Here is a 20,366-nt window from a genome sequence, read left to right as displayed (position 1 = left end):
ATCGGGCGGTCCCGCCCACGACGCCGTCGCGGCCTCCGCCCGTGATGAGCGGCCGCGCGGCTGGCTGGGCATGCGCCGCAACGTGTCGCCGCTGCTGCGGCGCATCCTGCTGCTCAACGCGCTGCCGCCCTTCCTGCTGGCGACCTCGCTGCTCTACCTCGACCAGTACCAGAACGGGCTATTGGCCGGGGAGGTGCTGGCGCTGCGGACCCAGGCACGGATCTATGCCAATGGCGTGGCCGAGGCCGCCGTCCGCATCCAGGACGACCATCCGGTGCTGGTGCCCGACATCGCCCGGCCGCTGCTGCGCCGCCTGACCGAGCCGAGCCCGGCCACCCAGGCCAAGCTCTTCGACAACAACGGCCTGCTCGTGGCCGACAGCCGGGTGCGAGAAAGCGCCAACGGCAACATCGTCACCGAGCCGCTGCCCCCGCCCAACCCGCCTGGCCCGGTGGGCGGCTTCGCCGACCGGCTGATCACCACGCTGCTGCGCTGGGGCGTGCCGCGCGCACCGGACGACGTGGTGGTGGATGTCGGCCCCGATGCGCCTTCCTTCGACTGGCAGCCGGAATTCAACAACACCGCCGGCGGCCCGGACCGGCGGGAGGAGCTGCGCCTGGCGCTGGAGGGCGGCGTGGACCCCTATGTCCGCCGCACCGCCGACGGGCGGCTGCTGGTGTCCGTGGCGGAGCCGGCGCGGCGCGCCAACCAGCCGGTCGGCATCGTGCTGCTGACCCGCGAGGCGCGGGAGGTGGACCAGCGCCTGATCGAGATCCGCGGCTCGGTGCTGGCACTCTTCTCCATGGCGCTGGTGCTGACGGTCGCGCTGTCGCTCTACCTGAACCGGACCCTGGCCTCGCCGATCCTGGCGCTTGCCTCCGCCGCCCGGGCCATGCGCCAGGGCAAGGGCCGCGCCGGCTCCGTGCCGCAGCGGCTGCTGGAACGGGGCGACGAGATCGGCACGCTGGCCCGTTCCTTCCAGGAAGCCGCCACCGCGCTCTGGGCGCGGGTGGACAGCAACGAGCGCTTCGCTGCCGATGTGGCGCATGAGCTGCGCAACCCGCTCACCTCGGTGCGCTCGGCCATCGAGACGCTCAGGCGGATCGAGAACCCGGAGCACCGCACGCGGCTGCTGGCCATCATCGCCGAGGACGCGGTGCGGATGGACCGGCTGATCGGCGACATCTCCGATGCCTCCCGCGTCGATGCGGAGCTTTCCCGCACGGCGACGGAGCCGGTGGACATCGCGCCCATCCTTTCCGCGCTGACCGAGCTGCACGCCGCGACGCGCGAGAACAGCCCGCTGGGCGAGGACGCGCCGGTCATGGTGCTGGAGGCGCCAGCGAAGGGACTGGTGGTGCGCGGCGTCGAGGGGCGGCTGGTACAGGTCTTCCGCAACCTCCTCGGCAATGCGGTCTCCTTCTCCCCGCCCCGCGGCACCGTCTGGGTGAAGGCGCGCACCACAGGCAACGTGGTGGAATTCGCCGTGGAGGACGAAGGCCCCGGCATCCCCGAGGCGAAGCTGGAGAACATCTTCGACCGCTTCTACAGCGAGCGGCCCAAGGGCGAGCAGTTCGGCCAGCATTCCGGCCTGGGCCTGTCCATCTGCCGCCAGATCGTGGAAGGCCTGAACGGCCGCATCACCGCCGAGAACCGCCGCGGCGAGGATGGCGGCATCGCCGGCGCCCGCTTCGTGGTGCGCCTGCCGAAGGCCTGAGAGCGGTCGGGGCCGGCGTTGCGCCTTCCCCGGGGGAAAGGCTCCGCCTTTCCCCCGGCCCCCCTATCCGCCAGGACACTGCGTGCCCTGGACCCGATGAGTTGGCGCTTGCTGATGCCGGATCGCGCCGGAGAGCCATGCTCTCCGGCGGGAGAGGCGGCGCCTCTCCCGCCGGCGGCCAGCCATGGAGCGCAACGCGGGAACGGCCGGGAGACCGGCCCTGGCATCAGCCGGCGGCCGTCGCGGGGTGGTCGAACCGGCCGTGGCGCAGGAAGTGGAGGCTCTGCCGGATCACTTCCGGGTGGCGCATCATCAGCGTGTGGGTGACGTGCAGCACGATGTGGTCGGCCATTCCTTCCACCCGGGTGCGGGCGACGCAGACGCTGCCGTCGTTCGGCCCGGGCAGGACGAACCAGGAGGCCAGGAGGTTCAGCGCACGATCGCCGGCGATGACGCCCAGCTCGTAATCCACCGGGCCGAGCAGCGCCGCGAGCGTAGCCTCCGGCGCGGTGACGAGCTGCGCCCCGGCGGGGCCGAAGACGCGGCGGTAGAGGGCCTGCCCGCACAGCAGGTCGGCCAGCTCGCTGCCCGCGTTGGGCGGGCCCAGCATCACCATGCGGCCCAGCGCCAGGGGGCGGTGGCGGGTGATGTAGGCACGCGCCAGCAGCCCGCCCATGGAATGGGCCACCACATGCAACCGGCCGCCGGGGCGTTGCAGGAAGGCTCCGGCCTCCTCGTGCAGGTCCTCCGCCAGGGCATCCAGCGGCTTGTGGCGCGCGTCGTAGTCGAGGTTCAGCGTCTCGTAGCCGGCGGCGCGCAGCACCCGCTCCATCACGGACATGGAGGAGGCGCGCCGGGCGATGCCGTGCAGCAGCAGGACCCGCTCCGGAATCGTGGTCGATGGATCTTGCGGGATGGGCGTCACGGGCGTGTGGCCGGCGGGTGCTTCAGCCAGCCGTGTCGCGGCCGGACAGCAGGTTCGCGATCCAGCGGGAGCCGTCATAGGCGTCGCAAAGGATCAGTGCCGCGATGGTCACGGGAATCCCGATGAAGGCGCCGGCGATGCCCCAGAGGAAGGACCAGAAGAAGACGGCGAAGAGCACGATGAAGGGCGAGACGGAGACCGCCCTTCCGGCCAGGCGGGGCTCGACGTAGCTGCCGGACAGGAACTGGATGGTGTTCAGGCCGAGGAAGACGGTCAGCGGCATTTCCCAGGAGTCGAACTGCAGGGCGGCGAAGAAGGTCGGGAAGACCGTCGCCACCAGCGGGCCGAGGAAAGGGATGTAGTTCAGCGCAAAGGCGATGAGGCCCCATTCCACCGGCAGGTCCAGCCCGGCGAGCAGGGCGAAGGCCCAGATGGTCACGCCGGTCAGCGCGCTCATCACGCTGCGCACCAGCATGTAGGTCTGCAGCTTCGAGGCCACCCGCGCGCAGGCGTCGAGCAGGCGGCGCCCTTCCCCCTGCCGGCCCATGGCGGCGAGCTTGCGGTGCAGGACCTCCACCTCCAGCATGCCCAGGATGGTGAAGACCAGCGTAACGGTGACGAAGCTCAGGAAGCCCTGGAGCTGCCCGGTCGCGGCCTGGGCGAGCCAGACGACCCAGCGCATGTCGAAATTCTCCGCCATCAGCCCGGCCACGGGAACGCCATGCCCTTCCAGCCATTCCGCTTGGCGGAAGTAGAGGGTCTGGAAGCGCGTCGCGTTGGCGATGACCCATTGCCCGATGCGCGAGAATCCCCAGGCCACCAGCATGGCGAGCAGCATCACCGCGACCAGGGCCACGACCAGCGTGATCACCAGGGCCAGCACCTGCGGCAGGCGCCGTTGCAGCAGGCGCTGCAAGGGCCAGACCACGGCGATGATGAAGAGCGCGAAGGTCGCGGGCACGAAGACCGAGGCGGCCTCGCGGAGCGAGGCGAAGACCAGGACCGCAGCGCAAAGGCCCGTCGTCACGCGGAGCACAGGGTCGCTCATGGTGCGCGAGAGGAAGCCCTGCCCGGTCTCCATGCGGATTCCTCTACCTGCAACCCTGCCATTGGGAAGGCACCGGGCGGATTGTCAATACGCCCCCGGCACGCTTGCCCGGCGGCGGCGGCGGGTTGCAGCATGGCCGGCGACGGCCGGCAGCGTACCGATTCGGGTTGGCTGGTCAGCGGCGACCCGAGGCATGGAGGCGCGCCGGTGCCGGCATTTCCGATCAGGCTTTTCCGCAGGAGCCTGTACATCCTCCTCGGGGCCCTTCTGGCGGCCTTCGCGCTGCGCGTCTGGCAGGTCCAGAGCGGCCCGCCGCTGCGGACCTGGCATCTCTACGTGCCCAGCGAGCTGCGGGCCGGAGAGATCGGGAAGACCGACTGGGCCGGCTATCTGGCGGCGGAGCGGCGCGTCTTCGACTCCGTGCGGCAGGAGGTGATGCAGAAGCTGGAGCCGGAGGAGCGCACGTCGCTCAACCGCTATTTCGAGGGCAGCCCCATCTATCCGCCGCACTTCCGACAGGACTGGAACCATTCCTACGTGCTGGAGCCGGGCGGACCGCCGCGTGGCGCGGTGGTGCTGCTGCACGGGCTGACCGACGCGCCCTACAGCCTGCGCCATGTCGGGCGCTTCTACCGCGCCCACGGCTATGTCGCCATCGGCCTGCGCCTGCCGGGGCATGGCACCGTGCCGGCGGCGCTGACCGACGTGACCTGGGAGGACTGGATGGCGGCCACGCGCCTCGCGGTGCGGGAGGCGCGGCGGCGCGTGCCGCAGGGGCCGATCGAGATCGTGGGCTTCTCCAATGGCGGCGCGCTGGCGATGAAGTACGCCATGGAGGCGCTGGACGATCCGAAGCTGGCTCGGCCGGCGCGGCTGGTGCTGATCTCCCCCATGGTGGGCATCACCGAATTCGCCCGTTTCGCCGGGCTGGCGGGATTGCCGGCCCTGCTGCCACGCTTCGCCAAGGCGAGCTGGCTCGGCATCGTGCCGGAGTTCAACCCGTTCAAGTACAACTCCTTTCCGGTCAACGGCGCGCGCCAGTCCTGGCGGCTGACGCGGGCGTTGCAGGAGCAGGTCAGTCAGCGCGCGCGCGAAGGGCGGCTGGAAGGGCTGCCGCCGGTGCTGACCTTCCAGTCGGTGCTCGACACCACGGTCAGCACGCCCGCCGTGCTGGATGCGCTCTATGCCCTGCTGCCGGCCAATGGCAGCGAGCTCGTGCTGTTCGACCTCAACCGCAACAGCAAGCTGGGCATCCTGCTCAGCCCAAATTCGGAAACGGCGCTGGAGCGCCTGCTGCCGCCTGGACCGCGCCGCTACCGCACCGTGGTTGTCACCAATGCCGCGCCGGGACAGGACGCCATGGTGGCGCGGGTGACCGGGCCGGGGAGCACGGAGACGCGGGTGGTGCCGCTGCGCGAGACCTATCCGCGCGACGTCTATTCCCTTTCCCACGTCGCCTTGCCCTTCCCGCAGGGCGATTCACTCTATGGCCAGTTTCCCGATCCGGCCGACGAGGATTTCGGGGTGCATTTCGGGACGATCGCGCCAAAGGGGGAACGCGGTGTGCTGGCGGTCAGCCTGGATGCGCTGATCCGCATGTCCTCCAACCCCTTCTTCGACGAGATGCTGGAGCGGATCGGTCAAGGGCTCGGCGCGCCGCACTGAGAGCGACTGGCCGGGGCCGCGTTCCCCGCTGCGCCGGCCTTCCGGCGCTCAGCCCGCTGCCGGCACCATGACCTCGCGCCGCAGGGACTGGAGCAGCGAACCCGCCAGATCCACCATCGCCTCGCGGACCAGGGTGCCGCGCGGCACATCCACGAGAAGCGGCTTGTTGGCGGCGAGATAGAAGGGCGCCAGCCCTTCCGCCTCGGCGGCGGGCAGGAGGAGCGGCGTGCAGTCCGTCATGATGTGGTGGTGGCCGCCCATCTCCAGCACCTCGCCGGCCCGGAAGTCGCGTTCGGTGCGCGCCACCATCACCGCATGGACACGCTGCGTGTCGCTGCCGGAGGCGCGGCCATGCCCCGCCGCGGAAAGCAGCGAGACGGGCGTTTCCAGCCCCATCCAGTGATAGGGCAGGAAGAGGCAGGCATAGCGCGCGTTGCGGCTGACCAGATGGCCCTTGCCGCGCAGCATCTCCCAGACCGGCCGGTCGCCCGCCCGGACCACGACGAAGACGCCGCCACCGAAGCTCACCTCCTCCGGCCGGCGCAGGCAGTTGAACACGTCCACAACGCCGGTGCGGCCGAGGATGCCGCCTTCCTCGTGCGGGATGAAGACATCCGCGAGCTCGGTGATGCGGCAGAGCGGGTAGCTGAGCTCCGGACGCGAGGGCAGCAGGCCGGTGGAATTGGCCACCACGTTCATCTCGCAATAGTCGGGCGTGGCGCTCTGCGGCAGCCCGGCGAGCGCGGCGGAACGGCGCGCCAGCGTTTCCGCCACATCCTCGCCCAGTATCCACAGATCCGCCAGGGCGGGCGCCTCGCCTTGCAGTTCGGCGCAGGTCACGACGCTGGTGGCGTGATCGAGGACGAAGTCGTACTCGCTGGACTTGCCGGCGGCGACGACCTCGAAGCCCAGCAGCCGCGCCCAGGTGACGAGGCCGATCAGGTTGCTCGGCTGGTCGCCATCCGCCGTGGTGTAGACGAGGCCCCGCTCGACGGCGAGCCGGTTGAGATGCGGCCCGACGACGGAATCCACCTCCTTGCTCACCATGGCGACATGCGTGCCGCGGCGGATCGCCTCCAGCGCCATGCGGGCGCCGGCCTCGGGCTGGCCTGTGGCCTCCACCAGGATGTCGTGCGGCACGGCGCCCAGCAGGGACTGGTCGCGCAGCACCACGATCTGGCCGGCGGCGGCGGCCTCGCGCGCGCCGTCCGGCGTATCGCAGATCCGGGCGGCACCGGCGGGGAAGCCGAGTTCCGCGAGCAGCGCCAGCACGCCGTCCGGATCGAGGTCGCAGAGCACCGCCGGCTGCAGGCGCGGGATGGCGCGGATCTGCGCCAGCAGGGTGCGGCTGAAGCCGCCCTTGGCGCCCGTCAGCGCGAAGCGGAAGCGGCGGTCGCCGAGGTCGCGGAAAAGGATCTCGTGGTTCACGCCTCCACCTCCTGCCGGGCCACGGCGCGCGGGTTGCGACGCTCCAGCTCCAGCAGCAGGGCGGAGTGGTCCGGGTCGCCCCGACTTTCGATCAGCCCGCGATAGAGGTCGGCGGTGAGCGCCGCATAGGGTACGCTGTCCAGCCCCAGCCGTTCCGCCGCGTCGAGGGCGTTGTCCAGGTCCTTCAGATGCGTGACGCAGCGGCCGCGCGTGGCGAAGTCGCGCTCGATCATGCGCTGCGCATGCAGTTCCAGGACGCGGCTCTCGGCGAAGCCGCCGCGCAGCGCCTCGCGCACCTTGGCCGGATCGGCACCGCCGCGCGCGGCCAGCATCAGCGCCTCGGCCACCGCGCCGATGGTGACGCCGACGATCACCTGGTTGGCCAGCTTGGCGAGCTGCCCCGCCCCGGGCGGACCGACCAGCACCGGCCTTCCCATGGCGCACAGCGCCGGCTCGACGCGGGCGAAGGGCTCCGCCTCCCCGCCCGCCATGATGGCGAGCGTTCCGGCCTCCGCCGCCGTGGTGCCGCCGGAAACCGGCGCGTCCACGTGATGCACGCCCCGTTCCGCCAGCCGCGCGGCATGGTCCTGCGCCTCAGCGGGTTTGATGGAGGACATGTCCACCACCACCGCGCCAGGCGGCACGGCCTCCGCCACGCCGCCGCCGAAGAGCACGCGCTCCACCACCGGGCCGTTCTCCAGCATCAGGATCACGACCTCGGCCTCGCGCGCCGCCTCGGCAGCGCTGGCCGCCACATGCGCGCCTGCCTCGGCAAAGGGGGCGGCCTTGTCGGGGGAGCGGTTCCACACCGTCACCTCGTGCCCCGCCGCCAGCACGCGGCGCGCCATCGGGCCGCCCATCAGCCCCAGGCCCAGGAATGCGATCTTCATGCGGCGCTCTGCTTTCCGTTCGGGCGTTGCACTGTCCCGGGGGGAAGGCTCCGCCTTTCCCCCGGACCCCCTATCCGCCAGGAAACTGGGTTTCCTGGACCTTCCATTCGTTGGCGCTCGCCGCGGCCGGATCGCGCCGAAGGGCTGAGCCCTTCGGCGACTGCGGATGCCACGAACGTGGAAGTCCTGACGTCCTCCATGAGGCCCACTCGTCCACATGCGCTTCGGCACGCTCTCCCGGGCAACGCCTCCAACCCGTGCCAACGCAAGGCGGGGTCTGGGGACATACCATGTCCCCAGCGGAGGGGGTCCGGGGGAGGCAGGGCCTCCTCCCGGGGCCGGACACCAGCGATCACGCCTGGCTTCCCGACCCGGCGGCCAGGGCGGACTTGCCGGCGCGGCGCCAGCCCAGGAAGGCCGCCGCGAGGGGCCAGAGCAGGAACAGGATGGCGATGGTGGAGATGGTGCCCACCAGCGGGTTGGACCACAGGATGCCGAGCGAGCCCTGGGAGAGCAGCATGGACTGACGGAAGGCGTCCTCCGCCTTGTCGCCGATCACCATGGCCAGGACGAGCGGGGCGATCGGATAGTCCAGCTTCTTCATGACGTAGCCCGCCACGCCGAAGGCCAGCATGATCCAGAGGTCGAAGGCGGAACTGGCGACGGTATAGGCGCCGGCGAGGCAGACCGTGACGATGATCGGGCCGATGATGGTGAAGGGCACCGAGAGCAGCGCCGCGAAGAAGGGCACCGTGGCCAGCACCAGCACCACGCCGATGACGTTGCCCAGGTACATCGAGGCGATCATGCCCCAGACGAAGTCCTTCTGCTCGACAAAGAGCATCGGGCCGGGGTTGAGGCCCCAGATCATCAGCCCGCCCAGCATCACCGCCGAGGTGGCGGAGCCGGGGATGCCCAGCGCCAGCATCGGCAGCATGGCGGCGGTGCCGGCGGAATGGTCCGCCGTTTCCGGCGCGATCACGCCCTCCGGCTCGCCCTTGCCGAAATTGTCGCGACGGCGGGAGACCTTGCGCGCGATGCCGTAGGACATGAAGGAGGCCGCGGTCGGGCCGCCCGGGGTGATGCCCATCCAGACGCCGATGGCGCTGCCGCGCAACATGGCGAGGAAGTACCGCGGCATTCGCGTGGCGGCGCGCAGGATCTCCACCGGGTTGAGCTTGGCGCGGACGCTCTTGAACTCCAGCCCTTCCTCCAGCGTCAGCAGCAGCTCGCCGATTCCGAAAAGGCCGATCACCACGACAAGGAAGGAGATGCCCTTGATCAGCGCCGGAATGTCGAAGTTCAGGCGCATGGAGCCCGAGACCGTGTCCATGCCCACCATGCCGAAGCCCAGGCAGATGGAGACCAGCGTCTTGAGCGGCGCGCCGCCGCCGAAGGCGATGAAGGAGGCAAAGGCCAGCAGATAGACCGCGAAGTATTCCGGCGGCCCGAAGCGCAGCGCGAAGGAGGTGACGAAGCCCGAGAGCAGCGTGATCACCACCACGCCTACCAGCGCGCCGAAGCCGGCGGACAGGAAGGCATAGGTCAGCGCCTCGGTGGCGCGCCCGTTTCGGGCCATGGGATAACCGTCGAAGGTCGTGGCGACGGAGGAGGGCTCGCCCGGGATGTTGAACAGGATCGAGGTGGTGGAGCCGCCGAAGAGCGCGCCCCAGTAGAGGCTGGTGAGCAGGATGATGGCCGAGACCGGGTCCATCGAGAAGGTCAGCGGCAGCAGCAGCGTCACGCCGTTCGGCGCGCCGAGGCCGGGCAGCACGCCGACCAGGATGCCCAGCAGCACGCCGCCCATGATGATGGCGACGTGATGGAAGGTGAGCACGACGCCGAAGCCGTGCACCAGCGCGTCGAGATTGTCGAACATCGTCCGGTCTCCTCAGGCCAGGCCGAGCCAGACCTCGACCGGCCCCTTGAGGAGCGGCACGAGGAACCAGCGCTCGAAGACCAGCCAAGTCGCGGCGGTGTAGAGCAGCGGCACGGCGATGCTGGCGAGCCAGGAATGCCGCCCCTGCCAACGCATCATGACGAACAGGTAGGCGGCCATGGCGACATACATGCCGAGGGTGAGCGACAGCACCACCAGCGCCAGGATCGAGAGGCCGAAGCGCAGCACGCGGCGGCCGCCCGCGCGGTCCACGAAGACCTCCCGCGTCAGGGCGGTCCGGTTGTACCAGCCCTGCACCGCGATCGCGACGGCGGCGGCCATGACGATCAGGCCGATGCGGAAGGGGAAGTAGCCGGCCTGCGGGCCGTCCTCCGCCCAGCCGTAGTCGAGCTCCATGGCGCCGGTCACGGCGATGGCGCCGAGCAGGAAGACGACGGCCGCCGTGGCCATTTCCATCCGGTAACGCGTCAGCATGGCCGTCGCTCCCTGTCCAGCGTCCCTGGCCTCAGTTCACCAGCCACTTCTCGGCGGCGAACATCTCCTTGCCGGACTTCTGCTCCTCCTCCATGAGGGGCTTCATCTGGTCGGGTGTCATGAAGACGGCGCTCTGCACCGTGCGGGCGATGTAGTCCTTCCATTCCGGCGTCTCGGTGACCTTGCGCATCACGTTGGTCCAGAACTCCTGCGCCTCCTTCGACACCTCGGGCGGCAGGAAGACGGTGCGCGGCATGCGGTACTCGTCCACCGCGATGCCCTGGCTGGCGCAAGTCGGGATATCGGCCCAGGACTGCGTCGCGGTCACCTTCCCCGTGGCCGGCAGCGGCTCCTTGCGGAAGACGCAGAGCGGCCGGACCTGGTCGCCGCGCCAGCCGCCGACGCTTTCGGACGGGTTGTTGACGTCGGAATCCACATGCCCGCCGGCGAGCTGCACGCCCGCCTCTCCGCCGCCGCGGAAGGGGATGTAGGTGAAGCGCACGCCGGTCGCCTTCTGGATCTTCAGCGTGAGGATCTGGTCGGTGTCCTTGGTCTGGCTGCCGCCCATCTTCATGGCGCCCGGCTTCTCGCGCGCCGCGGCGATGTAGTCGGCGGCCGTCTTGTAGGGCGCGTCGGCCTTCACCCAGAGCATGAACTCGTCGAAAGCCATGGCGGCCACCGGCACGAGCTGCTCCGGCTTCCAGGCCACGCGGGCGACATAGGGCAGCAGCCATTCGTTGTTGGTGCCGAAGATCACCTTCAGCGGGTCGCCCTGGGAGCCGCGGCCATAGACGAAGCCCTCCGCGCCGGAGCCACCACCCTTGTTGGTGACGACGACGGGCACGTTCAGCAGCTCATGCTTCTGGATCGCCGCCTGGATGGTGCGGGCGAAGAGGTCGGTGCCGCCGCCGGCACCGGAGGTGACGACGAACTCGACAGGGCGGTTCGGTTCCCAGGCCGCCAGGGCCGGGCGTGGCGCCGTCGCCGCCAGGGAGGCGGCGCCCAGCGAGAAGGCGAGCGTCAGCGTCGGGAGAACGCGCATTCTTGTTTCCTCCGGTTGAAAGGCGCGCACCCGTTCCGGGCCTTCGCGCCGTGGTTGGGGCCGATCAGGCGGCGATGCGGCTCGCCGCCATGCGGGAGGCCAGCAGCAGCGCGTTGCGCATGGCGCCGGGATGGGCGATGCCCTTGCCCGCGATGTCATAGGCCGTGCCGTGGGCGGCGGTGCAGATCGGGAAGGGAAAGCCGCCCATCAGCGTCACGCCCGCATCGAAGCCGATCAGCTTCATCGCGATCTGGCCCTGGTCGTGGAACATGGTCAGCACCGCGTCGAAATCGCCGCGCCTGGCGCGCACGAAGACCGTGTCCGCCGGGAAAGGCCCGTCGCAGGCGATCTGCTCGCGCTTGCCCGCCTCCACCGCCGGGGCGATCACCTCGATCTCCTCGCGCCCGAAATTGCCGTTGTCGCCGGCATGCGGGTTCAGCCCCGCCACGGCGATGCGCGGGCGGGCGACGCCGGAGGCACGCAGCGCCTCGTCGGTCAGGCGCAGGTTGTCGAGGATGGTCTCCTTCGTCAGCAGCCCGGCCACGTCCTTCAGCGGCACATGCGAGGTGACGCGGGCGTTCCACAGCCCTTCCAGGACGTTGAACTCCTTGGCCACGCCATGGAAACCGATGGTCTCGGCGGAGAAGCCGATCTCGTCCTCGTAGCCCGGCGTGACCAGCCGCATCGCCGCCTTGTTGAAGGGGGTGAAGCAGACCGCGTCGGCCTCGCCGGCGGCGGCCATGCGCAGGGCGCGGCGGAAATTCTCGGTGGCGAAGCGGCCGCCGGCCTCGGAGATCTCGCCCAGCCTGATGCCGTCCGGGTCGCCATGGCCGAGATCGATCAGCACTGGCCGGCCGGGGACGCGGCGCGGCATCGACTCGCCATCGCGCACCACATCGACATCCGGGTTGACGCCGGCGAACTCGGCGCCGCGGGCCAGCATGCGGGCATCGCCGATCACGGTGATCTCGGCGGCCTCGCGCACTGCGGGATCGGCCAGGACCTTGGCGGCCAGTTCGGAGGAGACGCCTGCGGCGTCGCCCATGGCCAGGGCGATCCTCGGCCTCGCCAGCAATTGCGCTTCCATGCCGCCCTCTCCCGCTTTCTTGCTTTGGCTTCGTGCCAGCCGTCACATAGAGTATGCTTCACACTGCATACAGTAATCTAGACCTAATGTGGACGGACCGATCCCGTCAAGGCATATCCGGAGGGGCTCGCGCATGGATGAGCATGGATCAGGATCGAAGCCGATGGTCGTATCCGCCCTGATGGACGCAGAGGGACCGGAGAACCTGCCGGCAGGCGGCGGGGACGGGCCGATCGTGCGCCGTCCTCTCCAGGAGGAGGTGGCCGCCCGCCTGCGCGACCTGATCACCCAGGGCACCATCGCCCCCGGCACCCGCATCAACGAGGTCGCGCTCTGTGCCAAGCTCGGCGTTTCCCGCACCCCGTTGCGGGAGGCCGTGCGTATGCTGGCCGGCGAAGGGCTGGTGGAGCTGGTGCCAGCCCGGGGCGCCGTGGTGCGCAGGGTGACGCTGAAGGACGTGACCGACAGCCTGACAGTGCTGCGAAACCTGGAAGGGCTGGCGGGGGAACTCGCCTGCTCCGAGGCCCCCGAGGATGGGATCGCGCGCGTCGTGGCGCTGCACGAGGCGATGATGGACCGCTATGCCGCCCGGGACCGCATGGCCTATTTCAAGCTGAACCAGGCGATCCACACCGCCATCGTGGCGCTGTCCGGCAATGCCACGCTCATCTGGGCGCATGAGGCGATCCAGGCGCGGATGAAGCATATCCGCTTCATCGGCAATGCCGGGCCGGAGAAATGGGCCGGCGCCGTGGCCGAGCACGAGCAGATGGTCGCGGCCCTGCGGAAGCGCGACGGCGCGGCGCTGGCACGGGTGCTGCAACTGCATCTGGACAAGACGCTGGAACGGGTCCGGGACCAGATCTGAGCCTCTCCCCCAGCGGCTCGCGGAAAGCCCTGGACGCGCAGGAAATGCGGGCATATACCCGCATCGATGATGACGGAATGTTACTGCGTAGCGCTTCGCGTGGCGGCCCGGAAGGTCTCGTCGATCTATGACGAGGCCCTGGCCCCGGCAGGCGTCAACGTGGCGCAGTACAGCCTGCTGCGGCGGATCGGGCATTTCCAGCCCGTCTCGCTCACCGAGCTGGCGCGGCTCAGCCTGCTGGACCGCTCCACGGTCGGGCGCAACGCCAAGCTGCTGGAACGCGACGGGCTGATCCGCAGCGTGGCCGGACGGGACCAGCGCGAAACCGCGCTGGCGCTGACCGAGGCGGCGCAGCAGGTGCTGAGCGACGGCGCGCCGCTGTGGAACAAGGCACAGGCGGAGGTCGAGGCGCTGCTCGGCGAGGAGGGCGCCCGCAACCTGCGTGCCTTGCTGCATGACCTCTGACCCTTCGCCTTCCGCATCCAACCAGCCCGCCCGGCCGGGCACCCACGGGGAAACGCCATCATGATCTCCACCGCCTTGGCCACGGGCCTGCGGCAGAAGGGCATCCATTACGGCTGGGTGGTCGCGGGGGCGACCTTCCTGACCATGCTTGCCACCGCCGGGGCCATGGGCTCGGCCGGGGTGATGATCGAGCCCTTGCAGCAGGAGTTCGGCTGGCAGAACGCCGATATCTCCACCGCCTTCGCGCTGCGCCTCGCCCTGTTCGGGCTGATGGGGCCCTTCGCCGCCGTCTTCATGAACCGCTTCGGCGTGCGCAGCGTCATCCTCTGCGCCCTGGCGCTGATTTCCGCCGGGCTGCTCGGTTCGCTGGTGATGCGGGAGCTGTGGCAGCTCGTGCTGCTCTGGGGCGTCATCGTCGGCATCGGCACGGGGATGACGGCGATCGTGCTGGGCGCCACCGTGGCCACGCGCTGGTTCTCGGAACGGCGCGGCTTCGTGGTCGGGCTGCTCACCGCCAGCAACGCCACCGGGCAGCTCGTCTTCCTGCCCATCCTGGCCAGCCTCAGCACGGCCTATGGCTGGCGCACCGCGCTGGTCTTCGTGCTCGGCACGCTGGCCTTCGCCATGGTTGTGGTGCTGCTGCTGATGCGCGACCGGCCCGCGGATCTCGGCCTTACGCCCTATGGCACCGCCGTGCAGCAGGCCGCGCCGCCGCGCGAGCAGGGGCTAGGCAACCTGCTCCTCTCTCCCATCTGCGTGCTGCGCGAGGCGGCGGGCAGCTATACCTTCTGGGTGCTGTTCCTGACCTTCTACGTCTGCGGCCTCAGCACCAACGGGCTGATCCAGACGCACTGGATCGCGCTCTGCGGCGATTACGGCGTGGCGGCGGTTGGGGCGGCGAGCATGCTGGCGGTGATCGGCATCTTCGACTTCGCCGGCACGATCCTGTCCGGCTGGCTGTCCGACCGCTATGACAACCGCTGGCTGCTGGCCTCCTACTACGCCTTCCGCGGGCTGTCGCTGCTCTACCTCCCCTTCACCGAGTTCAACGTCTATGCCCTTTCCGTCTTCGCGGTGGTCTACGGGCTGGATTGGGTGGCGACCGTACCGCCGACCGTGCGCCTCGCTGCCAACCGCTTCGGGCCAGAAAAGGCGGGGCTGGTCTTCGGCTGGGTCTTTACGGGGCATCAGCTCGGCGCCGGGTTCAGCCGGACCGAGTTCTCGACCTACCTGCCTGCCCTCTATGTCGCCGGCAGCTTCTGCCTGGTGGCCGCCCTGCTGGTCACCACGCTCTACCGCCGGCCCAGTCTGCAAGCGGCGGAGTAAGGGCGCCCCCCCCGGCGGCACGGCGCCTGTGGTTGCCTCCGGTCGGCGCGGAGGCAGGCCTGGCGCCGTAACGGGCCGGCAGCCTCCGGCCCGCCCCCGTCAGGCGTCGATGCCGTCGCTGCTGTTGTTGCCCAGCAGCCCACGGCGCCGCGCCCAGGTGCCGTAGAGACGCGGCCCAAGCAGGGCGAAGGCGGCGATGACCAGTAGCGCCAGTGAGATCGGACGGGTGAGGAAGACCGTCCAGTCGCCCTGGCTGATGGTCAGCGCCTGGCGCATCGCCTGTTCCGCCATGGGCCCCAGGATCATGCCGATCACCACGGGCGCGGTGGGGAAGTCGAAGCGGCGCATGAACATGCCGATCGTCCCGATCACATAGAGCAGGATCAGGTCGGTGACGCTGTTGCTGATGCCGTAGGTACCGATCGTGGCGAAGACCAGGATGCCCGCATAGAGCTGCGGCGTCGGGATGGTCAGGATGCGCGCCCAGAGTCCGACGAGCGGCAGGTTCAGCACCACCAGCATGACATTGGCGATGTAGAGCGAGGCGATCAGCGTCCAGACCAGCTCGGGCTGCGAGGTGAAGAGCAGCGGCCCGGGCTGGATGCCGTAGGACTGGAAGGCGTTGAGCATGATGGCGGCCGTGGCCGAGGTCGGCAGGCCGAGGGTGAGCATGGGCACGAGGATGCCGGCGGCGGCGGCGTTGTTGGCGGCCTCCGGCCCGGCCACGCCCTCGATGGCGCCGGTGGTGCCGAACTCCTTCTCGTATTCCGGCTTCACCATCCGGCGCTCGGCGTAATAGCTCAGCATGGTCGGCATCTCGGTGCCGCCCGCGGGCATGACGCCGAAGGGAAAGCCCAGCGCCGAGCCGCGTATCCAGGGCCAGAAGGAGCGCCGCCAGTCGGTGCGGCTCATCCAGAGGCGGCCGACGGGGCGGACCACCTGCTTTCCTTCCACATGCCGCCAGGCGAGGTAGAGCGTCTCCCCCACCGCGAAGAGGGCCACGGCGACGAGCACCACGTCGATTCCGTCGAGCAGGTCGATCATGCCGAAGGTCATGCGCGGCTGCCCGGTCTGCAGATCGACGCCGACGAGGCCCAGCATCAGGCCGAAGGCGAGCGAGACGAGGCCGCGCAGCGCCGAGCCGCCGAGCACGGCGGAGACGGTGACAAAGCAGAGCACCATCAAGCAGAAATACTCTGCCGGGCCGAGCTTCAGCGCCAGTTCCACCAGGATCGGGCCGAGAAAGGAGATGCCCAGCGTGCCCACCGTGCCGGCGATGAAGGAGCCCACCGCCGCGGTCACCAGCGCCGGGCCGGCGCGGCCGTTGCGGGCCATCTTGGCGCCTTCCAGCGCGGTGATGATGGAGCCGCTCTCGCCCGGCGTGTTCAGCAGGATCGAGGTGGTGGAGCCGCCATACATGGCGCCGTAGAAGACGCCGCAGAACAGGATGAAGGCGCCGGTGGCCGAGACCTTGAAGGTGATCGGCAGCAGCAGCGCGATGGTGAGCGCCGGCCCGATGCCCGGCAGCACGCCGACGGCGGTGCCGAGGAAACAGCCGAGCAGCGCCCAGCCGAGATTGGCCGGCGACAGCGCGTTGCCGAAGCCGAGCGAGAGGCCCGAGAGCGTGTCCATGGGGTCAGAGGATCCCTTCCAGCACGCCCGCACCGATATTGACGCCGAGCAGCCGGCTGAAGGCCAGGTAGGCGAGCAGCGTGACCACGGCGCCGATCAGCAGGTCGCGCAGCGGATGGCGCGAGCCGAAGGCGGCGCAGACCAGGACGTAGAGGATGGTGGAGGCGATGACGAAGCCGAGCCAGTCGATCAGCGCGACCTGCACGACCAGCCCCGCCGCCAGCAGGCCCAGCGACCGCCAGTTGACCGGCGGCGGGTCCTGCATGTCCTCCAGCCCATGGCTCCAGCCGCCGCGCAGGGCCGAGGCGCAGAGGCCGGTGCCCAGGGCGAGCAGCAGCGCCGCCACCAGCCAGGGGACCAGCGCGGCGCTGACCTCCGCATAGACGGGGGTGGGCGGGATGACGAGGGCCTGCCAGGCCGTCAGCAGGCCCAGCCCCGCCACCCCGAGCCCGACCAGGAGGTCGGACCGGGCGGTGTGCCTCATGCCGCGAGCCCGAGATCCTTGAGGACGGATTCGGTGGTCTTCGTGTCCTCCGCCAGGAAGGTCTCGAATTCCTTGCCGGCCAGGAAGTCGTCGTCCCAGCCGCGCGTTTCCAGCAGCTGCTTCCAGGCGGGCAGGCCGTGCAGGGCGGTGACGAAGCGGATCAGCGCCTCGTGCCCGTCGGGCTTCAGCCCAGGCGGGCCGAAGACGCCGCGCCAGTTGGTGGCCACCACGTCGAGCCCGCTTTCCTTCAGCGTGGGCACGTTCGGGTCGGTGCGCTTCTCGCCGGAGGTGGCGAGCGCGCGCAGGCGGCCGGCCTTCACCTGCTCGGAGAACTCGGCCCAGCCGGAGATGCCGGCCTTCACCTGCCCGCCCAGGATGGCGGCCATGGCCGGGCCGCCGCCGGCGAAGGCGACGAAGTTCGCGTCCTTGGCCGAGCGGCCCATGGCCTTGATGAGCTGGCCCAGCACGATGTGGTCGGTGCCGCCGGCGCTGCCGCCCGCCACCGGCACGGCGCGCGGGTCGGCCTTCAGCGCCGCGGCGAACTGGCCGACATCCTTGTAGGCGCTGTCGGCAGGCACCACGATGGCGGCGGCCTCGGCCGTCAGCCGGGCGACCGGGGCCACGTCCTTGAGGCTGTAGGGCGATTTGTTGCTGATCGCGGCGCCGACCATGATGCTGCCGCCGACCAGCAGGCTGTCCGGCTTGTTGCGCCGCTGCGAGATGAAGCGGGGCAGGCCGACCATGCCGCCGGCGCCCCCGACATTCTCGAACTGGAAGGTTTCCACCAGCCCGCCCTCGCGCGCCACCTGCTCGATGGCGCGGCCCAGGCCGTCCCAGCCGCCGCCGGGATTGGCGGGGACGAACATGTGCAGGCTGCGGAACATCGGCGCCGCCTGGGCGGGGCGGGGCAGGCCGACAAGCAGCGCGGCGCCGGCGGAGGGCGCCAGCAGGGAGGAAAGCAGGAGGCTGCGACGGAGCACGGTGACGTTTCCCATTGTTGTCGTGTTGTGACGTCAGCTTAACAAGCGGGCCGGAAAGGGCAATTCACGGGAAGGGTTCGTGCCGCGTGGCTTGCGCCCGGAGGGGTGGTTGTGAATCTTGGGTCTCTGGATTCGGGGGATTGTGGATGCGGGCATGCGTACCGGGGGCGGTGGGCCTTCTGGCCCTCTCCCTGCTGGCCGGCATCGCAGCCTTCCTGCCCGCCGGTCCGGGGGCATGGGCCGCGACGCCGCCGCGCCAGCCACAGGCTCCGGCCCGCGCGGCGGAGCGCGAGGCGGTGGTGCAGAACGCCACCGACATGCCGCTGCGGGAACTGTACCTGCGGCCGGAGGGCGCCGCGGAGCGCGGGGCGGACCGGCTAGGCAATGAGATGCTCGGCCCGGATGCCAGCACGCGGCTGCGCCTCGGCCGGGGGCGGGAATGCGTCTTCGACGTGACGGCGGTCTTCGCCGACGACTCGCAGGAGAAGCGGGCGCGGCAGGACCTGTGCCGCAACCCGCGGCTGGTCTTCGGCGATCCCGCGGTGCCGAAGCGGTCGCTGCTGATCGAGAACCGTTCCGGCCAGGCGCTGCGGGAGCTCTATGCCCTGCCCGCCGGGCGGCAGCGCGACCAGAATGGCACCCAGAGTGGCTCCCAGAGTGGCTCCCAGAATTGGGGCGTGGACCGGCTGGGCGAGGAGCCCGTAGGGGATGGGGAAACCTTCCGCCTGACGCTGCGCGTGCCCGACTGCCGCGTGGACCTGCGGGCCGTCTATGAGGATGACGAGGCGGAGGAGAAGCGTGGGGTGGATGCGTGCTCGGTGCGGAACCTGGTCTTCGACGGCAGCGGCGTGCCGCACCCGCCGGAGATCCCGCTGAGCTTCCTGAACCGGCACGACGCGCCGGTGGCAGAACTCTACATCTCCGGCACCGACAAGGACGAATGGGGCCCCGACCGGCTGGAAACGCCGCTGGAGCGCGGCGGCCGGCGGCGGCTGGACATCGCGGTGGACTGCACCGCCGACATGCGCATCGTCTTCCCCAATGGCGCGGCGGAGGAGCGGCGGGAGGTGGATCTCTGCGCCGAGACGCTGATCGTCTTCCGCCCCGGCTGGACCGTGGCCGCGCGGCTGGATGCCGGGCTGGCGGAACCGCCGCCGCCGCGCCCGGGCAGCCTGCGCCTGCGCAACGCCGCGCGGGTGCCGGTGGTGCAGCTCTACGTCGATGCGCCCCGGAAGGAGGATGCGGCCGGAGAGCCCGAACGGGGGCCGGACCGTCTGGGCCGCAACGTGCTGGGGGTGGGCGAGACGCTGGACCTGGCGCCGCCGGAGCCCGGCGCCTGCGCCGCGCGCCTGCTGGCCGTGCTGCGGGACGGGACCGAGATCCGCCGCGATGCCATCGATCTGTGCTCCGGCCAGGAACTCGCCCTGCGATGAAGTCCCCTCCCCTGCGATCCGGCACCCTGCGGTCCGGTCCCGTTCCTTCCGGCTGGATGGCGGCCCTGGCTTTGCCCGTGCTGCTGCTGGCCGCCATGCCCGCCGCCGCCCAGGCGCCCCACGCCATCCCCGTGACGCTGCGCGGCAACTGGTTCGCCGGTTCCTGCGAGGCGCCGGAGGCGATGCTGGCGCTGACCGCCCGCTCCGCCGCCCGGATCGGCAAGGGACCCTCGCGGCTCGACCGCTTCACCGCGCTGCGCGACATCCCCGGCTGGCTGCTCGGCACCTCCGAGGGGGTGGAAGCCCCGCGCCTGCTGCTGCGCGCCCGCGATGCCGGGCTGGAAACGGCGGAACCCGATGCCAAGACGCTGGACGCGAACCTGCCCGGCGATGTCCCGGTGACCGCCTGGCGCCGCTGCGAGCCGCCGCCCCTGGCCTGGATGCTGCGGCATGGCGAAGGGGCCGCCGTGCTGGGGGCGCTGGAACGGATGGAGGCGGGCTGCGTGCCCGGCGCCACCGCCCTGGCCTGCGCGGAGGCGGTGGTCGCGGCGGCGGACGTGTCGGGCGACCGGCTGCTCGGCCCGGCGGAGATCGCCCGCATCGCGCGTGGCCTGGGCTGGATGATCGCCGTGCGGGCGGGCACGGCGGGGGATGACGACCTGATCTCCGTGGGCGGGCCGTTGCTGGGCGGCCTGGCTGCCGCCCGCGTGATGGTGGGCAGCCTGGATTATGACGGGGATGGCAGGCTCTCGGCCCGGGAACTGGCACAGGACCGGAGCGGCCCCGCCTCTCCGCCCGTCGCCGGGACCTCCCCTGGCACCCTGCCCGGTGCCGCGCAGGGTTCCCCGGCCCTGGGGGCCGCCGCGGGCCGGCCGCTGAAGCTGGACGGGCTGGAACAGGGGGCCGGTCTGCTGCGGGATCTGCTGGACGGGCTGCTGGACGGGGGGTAGCCGCCGGATAGGAGGCGCTGTAACCTCCTGACATTCACTCATGAAGGTAAGT

At 70.7% G+C, this 20,366-nt stretch carries 18 protein-coding genes; 7 read left to right on the top strand and 11 right to left on the bottom strand.

What is annotated here, in order from left to right:
• The first annotated feature begins 70 nt into the window (after positions 1–70).
• Positions 71–1,717 carry a stimulus-sensing domain-containing protein gene (locus CTJ15_RS19280; protein WP_019462279.1) on the top strand — a complete coding sequence of 549 codons (1,647 nt, stop codon included), beginning with the start codon at positions 71–73 and terminating at the stop codon, positions 1,715–1,717.
• Positions 1,718–1,943: 226 nt separating this feature from the next.
• Here CTJ15_RS19280 and CTJ15_RS19275 read toward each other — a convergent pair whose 3' ends face one another.
• Positions 1,944–2,642, bottom strand: a complete 699-nt coding sequence (locus CTJ15_RS19275; RefSeq protein WP_019462280.1) for an alpha/beta fold hydrolase — start codon at positions 2,640–2,642, stop codon at positions 1,944–1,946.
• A 22-nt stretch (positions 2,643–2,664) separates the two neighbouring features.
• Positions 2,665–3,723 (bottom strand): AI-2E family transporter, encoded by a 1,059-nt coding sequence (locus tag CTJ15_RS19270; protein WP_171979161.1) that lies wholly within the window; start codon positions 3,721–3,723, stop codon positions 2,665–2,667.
• A 174-nt stretch (positions 3,724–3,897) separates the two neighbouring features.
• On the opposite strand from CTJ15_RS19270, the gene CTJ15_RS19265 reads away from it, so the two are divergent.
• Positions 3,898–5,355 (top strand): carboxylesterase, encoded by a 1,458-nt coding sequence (locus CTJ15_RS19265; protein WP_075823145.1) that lies wholly within the window; start codon positions 3,898–3,900, stop codon positions 5,353–5,355.
• A 48-nt stretch (positions 5,356–5,403) separates the two neighbouring features.
• Here the strand turns inward: CTJ15_RS19265 and CTJ15_RS19260 are convergent, their stop codons facing one another.
• From CTJ15_RS19260 to CTJ15_RS19235, 6 genes are all read right to left on the bottom strand, one after another.
• On the bottom strand, positions 5,404–6,783 hold the full coding sequence (locus CTJ15_RS19260) for an NAD(P)H-dependent oxidoreductase (protein ID WP_099781862.1): 1,380 nt from the start codon (positions 6,781–6,783) through the stop codon (positions 5,404–5,406).
• Positions 6,780–7,673, bottom strand: coding sequence for an NAD(P)-dependent oxidoreductase (locus CTJ15_RS19255; protein WP_075822226.1), 894 nt, complete (start codon positions 7,671–7,673; stop codon positions 6,780–6,782). The genes CTJ15_RS19260 and CTJ15_RS19255 overlap by 4 nt, the downstream gene beginning before the upstream one ends.
• A 352-nt stretch (positions 7,674–8,025) precedes the next feature.
• Positions 8,026–9,552 carry a tripartite tricarboxylate transporter permease gene (locus CTJ15_RS19250; RefSeq protein ID WP_075822225.1) on the bottom strand — a complete coding sequence of 509 codons (1,527 nt, stop codon included), beginning with the start codon at positions 9,550–9,552 and terminating at the stop codon, positions 8,026–8,028.
• Between the two features lie 12 nt (positions 9,553–9,564).
• The gene (locus CTJ15_RS19245; RefSeq protein WP_019462286.1) at positions 9,565–10,047 is read right to left on the bottom strand and encodes a tripartite tricarboxylate transporter TctB family protein; all 483 of its coding nucleotides are present in this window, start codon (positions 10,045–10,047) and stop codon (positions 9,565–9,567) included.
• Positions 10,048–10,078: 31 nt separating this feature from the next.
• A complete protein-coding gene (locus CTJ15_RS19240) occupies positions 10,079–11,089 on the bottom strand; it encodes a tripartite tricarboxylate transporter substrate binding protein (RefSeq protein ID WP_075822224.1) in 1,011 nt (336 codons plus the stop codon).
• Between the two features lie 64 nt (positions 11,090–11,153).
• Positions 11,154–12,176: a 4-hydroxythreonine-4-phosphate dehydrogenase PdxA gene (locus CTJ15_RS19235; RefSeq protein WP_099781861.1), complete on the bottom strand. Its 1,023-nt coding sequence runs from the start codon at positions 12,174–12,176 to the stop codon at positions 11,154–11,156.
• Positions 12,177–12,339: 163 nt separating this feature from the next.
• On the opposite strand from CTJ15_RS19235, the gene CTJ15_RS19230 reads away from it, so the two are divergent.
• The 3 genes from CTJ15_RS19230 to CTJ15_RS19220 all read left to right on the top strand — a co-directional run bounded on the left by CTJ15_RS19230 (position 12,340) and on the right by CTJ15_RS19220 (position 14,835).
• Entirely contained in the window at positions 12,340–13,044 is a 705-nt protein-coding gene (locus tag CTJ15_RS19230; protein ID WP_083755463.1) for a GntR family transcriptional regulator, read from the top strand.
• A gap of 99 nt (positions 13,045–13,143) precedes the next feature.
• The gene (locus tag CTJ15_RS19225) at positions 13,144–13,509 is read left to right on the top strand and encodes a MarR family winged helix-turn-helix transcriptional regulator (RefSeq protein ID WP_019462290.1); all 366 of its coding nucleotides are present in this window, start codon (positions 13,144–13,146) and stop codon (positions 13,507–13,509) included.
• Positions 13,510–13,569: 60 nt separating this feature from the next.
• Positions 13,570–14,835, top strand: a complete 1,266-nt coding sequence (locus CTJ15_RS19220; protein ID WP_099781860.1) for an MFS transporter — start codon at positions 13,570–13,572, stop codon at positions 14,833–14,835.
• Between the two features lie 99 nt (positions 14,836–14,934).
• Here the strand turns inward: CTJ15_RS19220 and CTJ15_RS19215 are convergent, their stop codons facing one another.
• The 3 genes from CTJ15_RS19215 to CTJ15_RS19205 are packed head-to-tail and all read right to left on the bottom strand — an operon-like array spanning position 14,935 to position 17,931.
• The gene (locus tag CTJ15_RS19215) at positions 14,935–16,467 is read right to left on the bottom strand and encodes a tripartite tricarboxylate transporter permease (protein ID WP_019462292.1); all 1,533 of its coding nucleotides are present in this window, start codon (positions 16,465–16,467) and stop codon (positions 14,935–14,937) included.
• 4 nt (positions 16,468–16,471) lie between these two features.
• Positions 16,472–16,951 carry a tripartite tricarboxylate transporter TctB family protein gene (locus CTJ15_RS19210; RefSeq protein WP_019462293.1) on the bottom strand — a complete coding sequence of 160 codons (480 nt, stop codon included), beginning with the start codon at positions 16,949–16,951 and terminating at the stop codon, positions 16,472–16,474.
• A complete protein-coding gene (locus CTJ15_RS19205) occupies positions 16,948–17,931 on the bottom strand; it encodes a tripartite tricarboxylate transporter substrate binding protein (RefSeq protein ID WP_226945987.1) in 984 nt (327 codons plus the stop codon). Before CTJ15_RS19205 ends, CTJ15_RS19210 begins: the two co-directional genes overlap by 4 nt.
• A 170-nt stretch (positions 17,932–18,101) precedes the next feature.
• Between CTJ15_RS19205 and CTJ15_RS19200 the strand changes: the two genes are divergently transcribed.
• The gene (locus CTJ15_RS19200; protein ID WP_075822222.1) at positions 18,102–19,364 is read left to right on the top strand and encodes a hypothetical protein; all 1,263 of its coding nucleotides are present in this window, start codon (positions 18,102–18,104) and stop codon (positions 19,362–19,364) included.
• The gene (locus CTJ15_RS19195) at positions 19,361–20,314 is read left to right on the top strand and encodes a hypothetical protein (RefSeq protein WP_099781859.1); all 954 of its coding nucleotides are present in this window, start codon (positions 19,361–19,363) and stop codon (positions 20,312–20,314) included. Before CTJ15_RS19200 ends, CTJ15_RS19195 begins: the two co-directional genes overlap by 4 nt.
• The last annotated feature ends 52 nt before the right edge of the window (positions 20,315–20,366 follow it).

Source organism: Roseomonas sp. FDAARGOS_362, from assembly GCF_002754815.1.
Lineage (GTDB): Bacteria > Pseudomonadota > Alphaproteobacteria > Acetobacterales > Acetobacteraceae > Roseomonas > Roseomonas mucosa.
This window is presented reverse-complemented; position numbering and strand designations above follow the sequence as displayed.

Excerpts from the sequence above, each read along its gene's own strand:
- CTJ15_RS19280 (WP_019462279.1), top strand. The coding sequence starts at position 71 with ATGCGCCGCAACGTGTCGCCGCTGCTGCGGCGCATCCTGCTGCTCAAC.
- CTJ15_RS19270 (WP_171979161.1), bottom strand. The coding sequence starts at position 3,723 with ATGGAGACCGGGCAGGGCTTCCTCTCGCGCACCATGAGCGACCCTGTG.
- CTJ15_RS19255 (WP_075822226.1), bottom strand. The coding sequence starts at position 7,673 with ATGAAGATCGCATTCCTGGGCCTGGGGCTGATGGGCGGCCCGATGGCG.
- CTJ15_RS19250 (WP_075822225.1), bottom strand. The coding sequence starts at position 9,552 with ATGTTCGACAATCTCGACGCGCTGGTGCACGGCTTCGGCGTCGTGCTC.
- CTJ15_RS19245 (WP_019462286.1), bottom strand. The coding sequence starts at position 10,047 with ATGCTGACGCGTTACCGGATGGAAATGGCCACGGCGGCCGTCGTCTTC.
- CTJ15_RS19240 (WP_075822224.1), bottom strand. The coding sequence starts at position 11,089 with ATGCGCGTTCTCCCGACGCTGACGCTCGCCTTCTCGCTGGGCGCCGCC.
- CTJ15_RS19235 (WP_099781861.1), bottom strand. The coding sequence starts at position 12,176 with ATGGAAGCGCAATTGCTGGCGAGGCCGAGGATCGCCCTGGCCATGGGC.
- CTJ15_RS19230 (WP_083755463.1), top strand. The coding sequence starts at position 12,340 with ATGGTCGTATCCGCCCTGATGGACGCAGAGGGACCGGAGAACCTGCCG.
- CTJ15_RS19220 (WP_099781860.1), top strand. The coding sequence starts at position 13,570 with ATGATCTCCACCGCCTTGGCCACGGGCCTGCGGCAGAAGGGCATCCAT.
- CTJ15_RS19215 (WP_019462292.1), bottom strand. The coding sequence starts at position 16,467 with ATGGACACGCTCTCGGGCCTCTCGCTCGGCTTCGGCAACGCGCTGTCG.
- CTJ15_RS19210 (WP_019462293.1), bottom strand. The coding sequence starts at position 16,951 with ATGAGGCACACCGCCCGGTCCGACCTCCTGGTCGGGCTCGGGGTGGCG.
- CTJ15_RS19195 (WP_099781859.1), top strand. The coding sequence starts at position 19,361 with ATGAAGTCCCCTCCCCTGCGATCCGGCACCCTGCGGTCCGGTCCCGTT.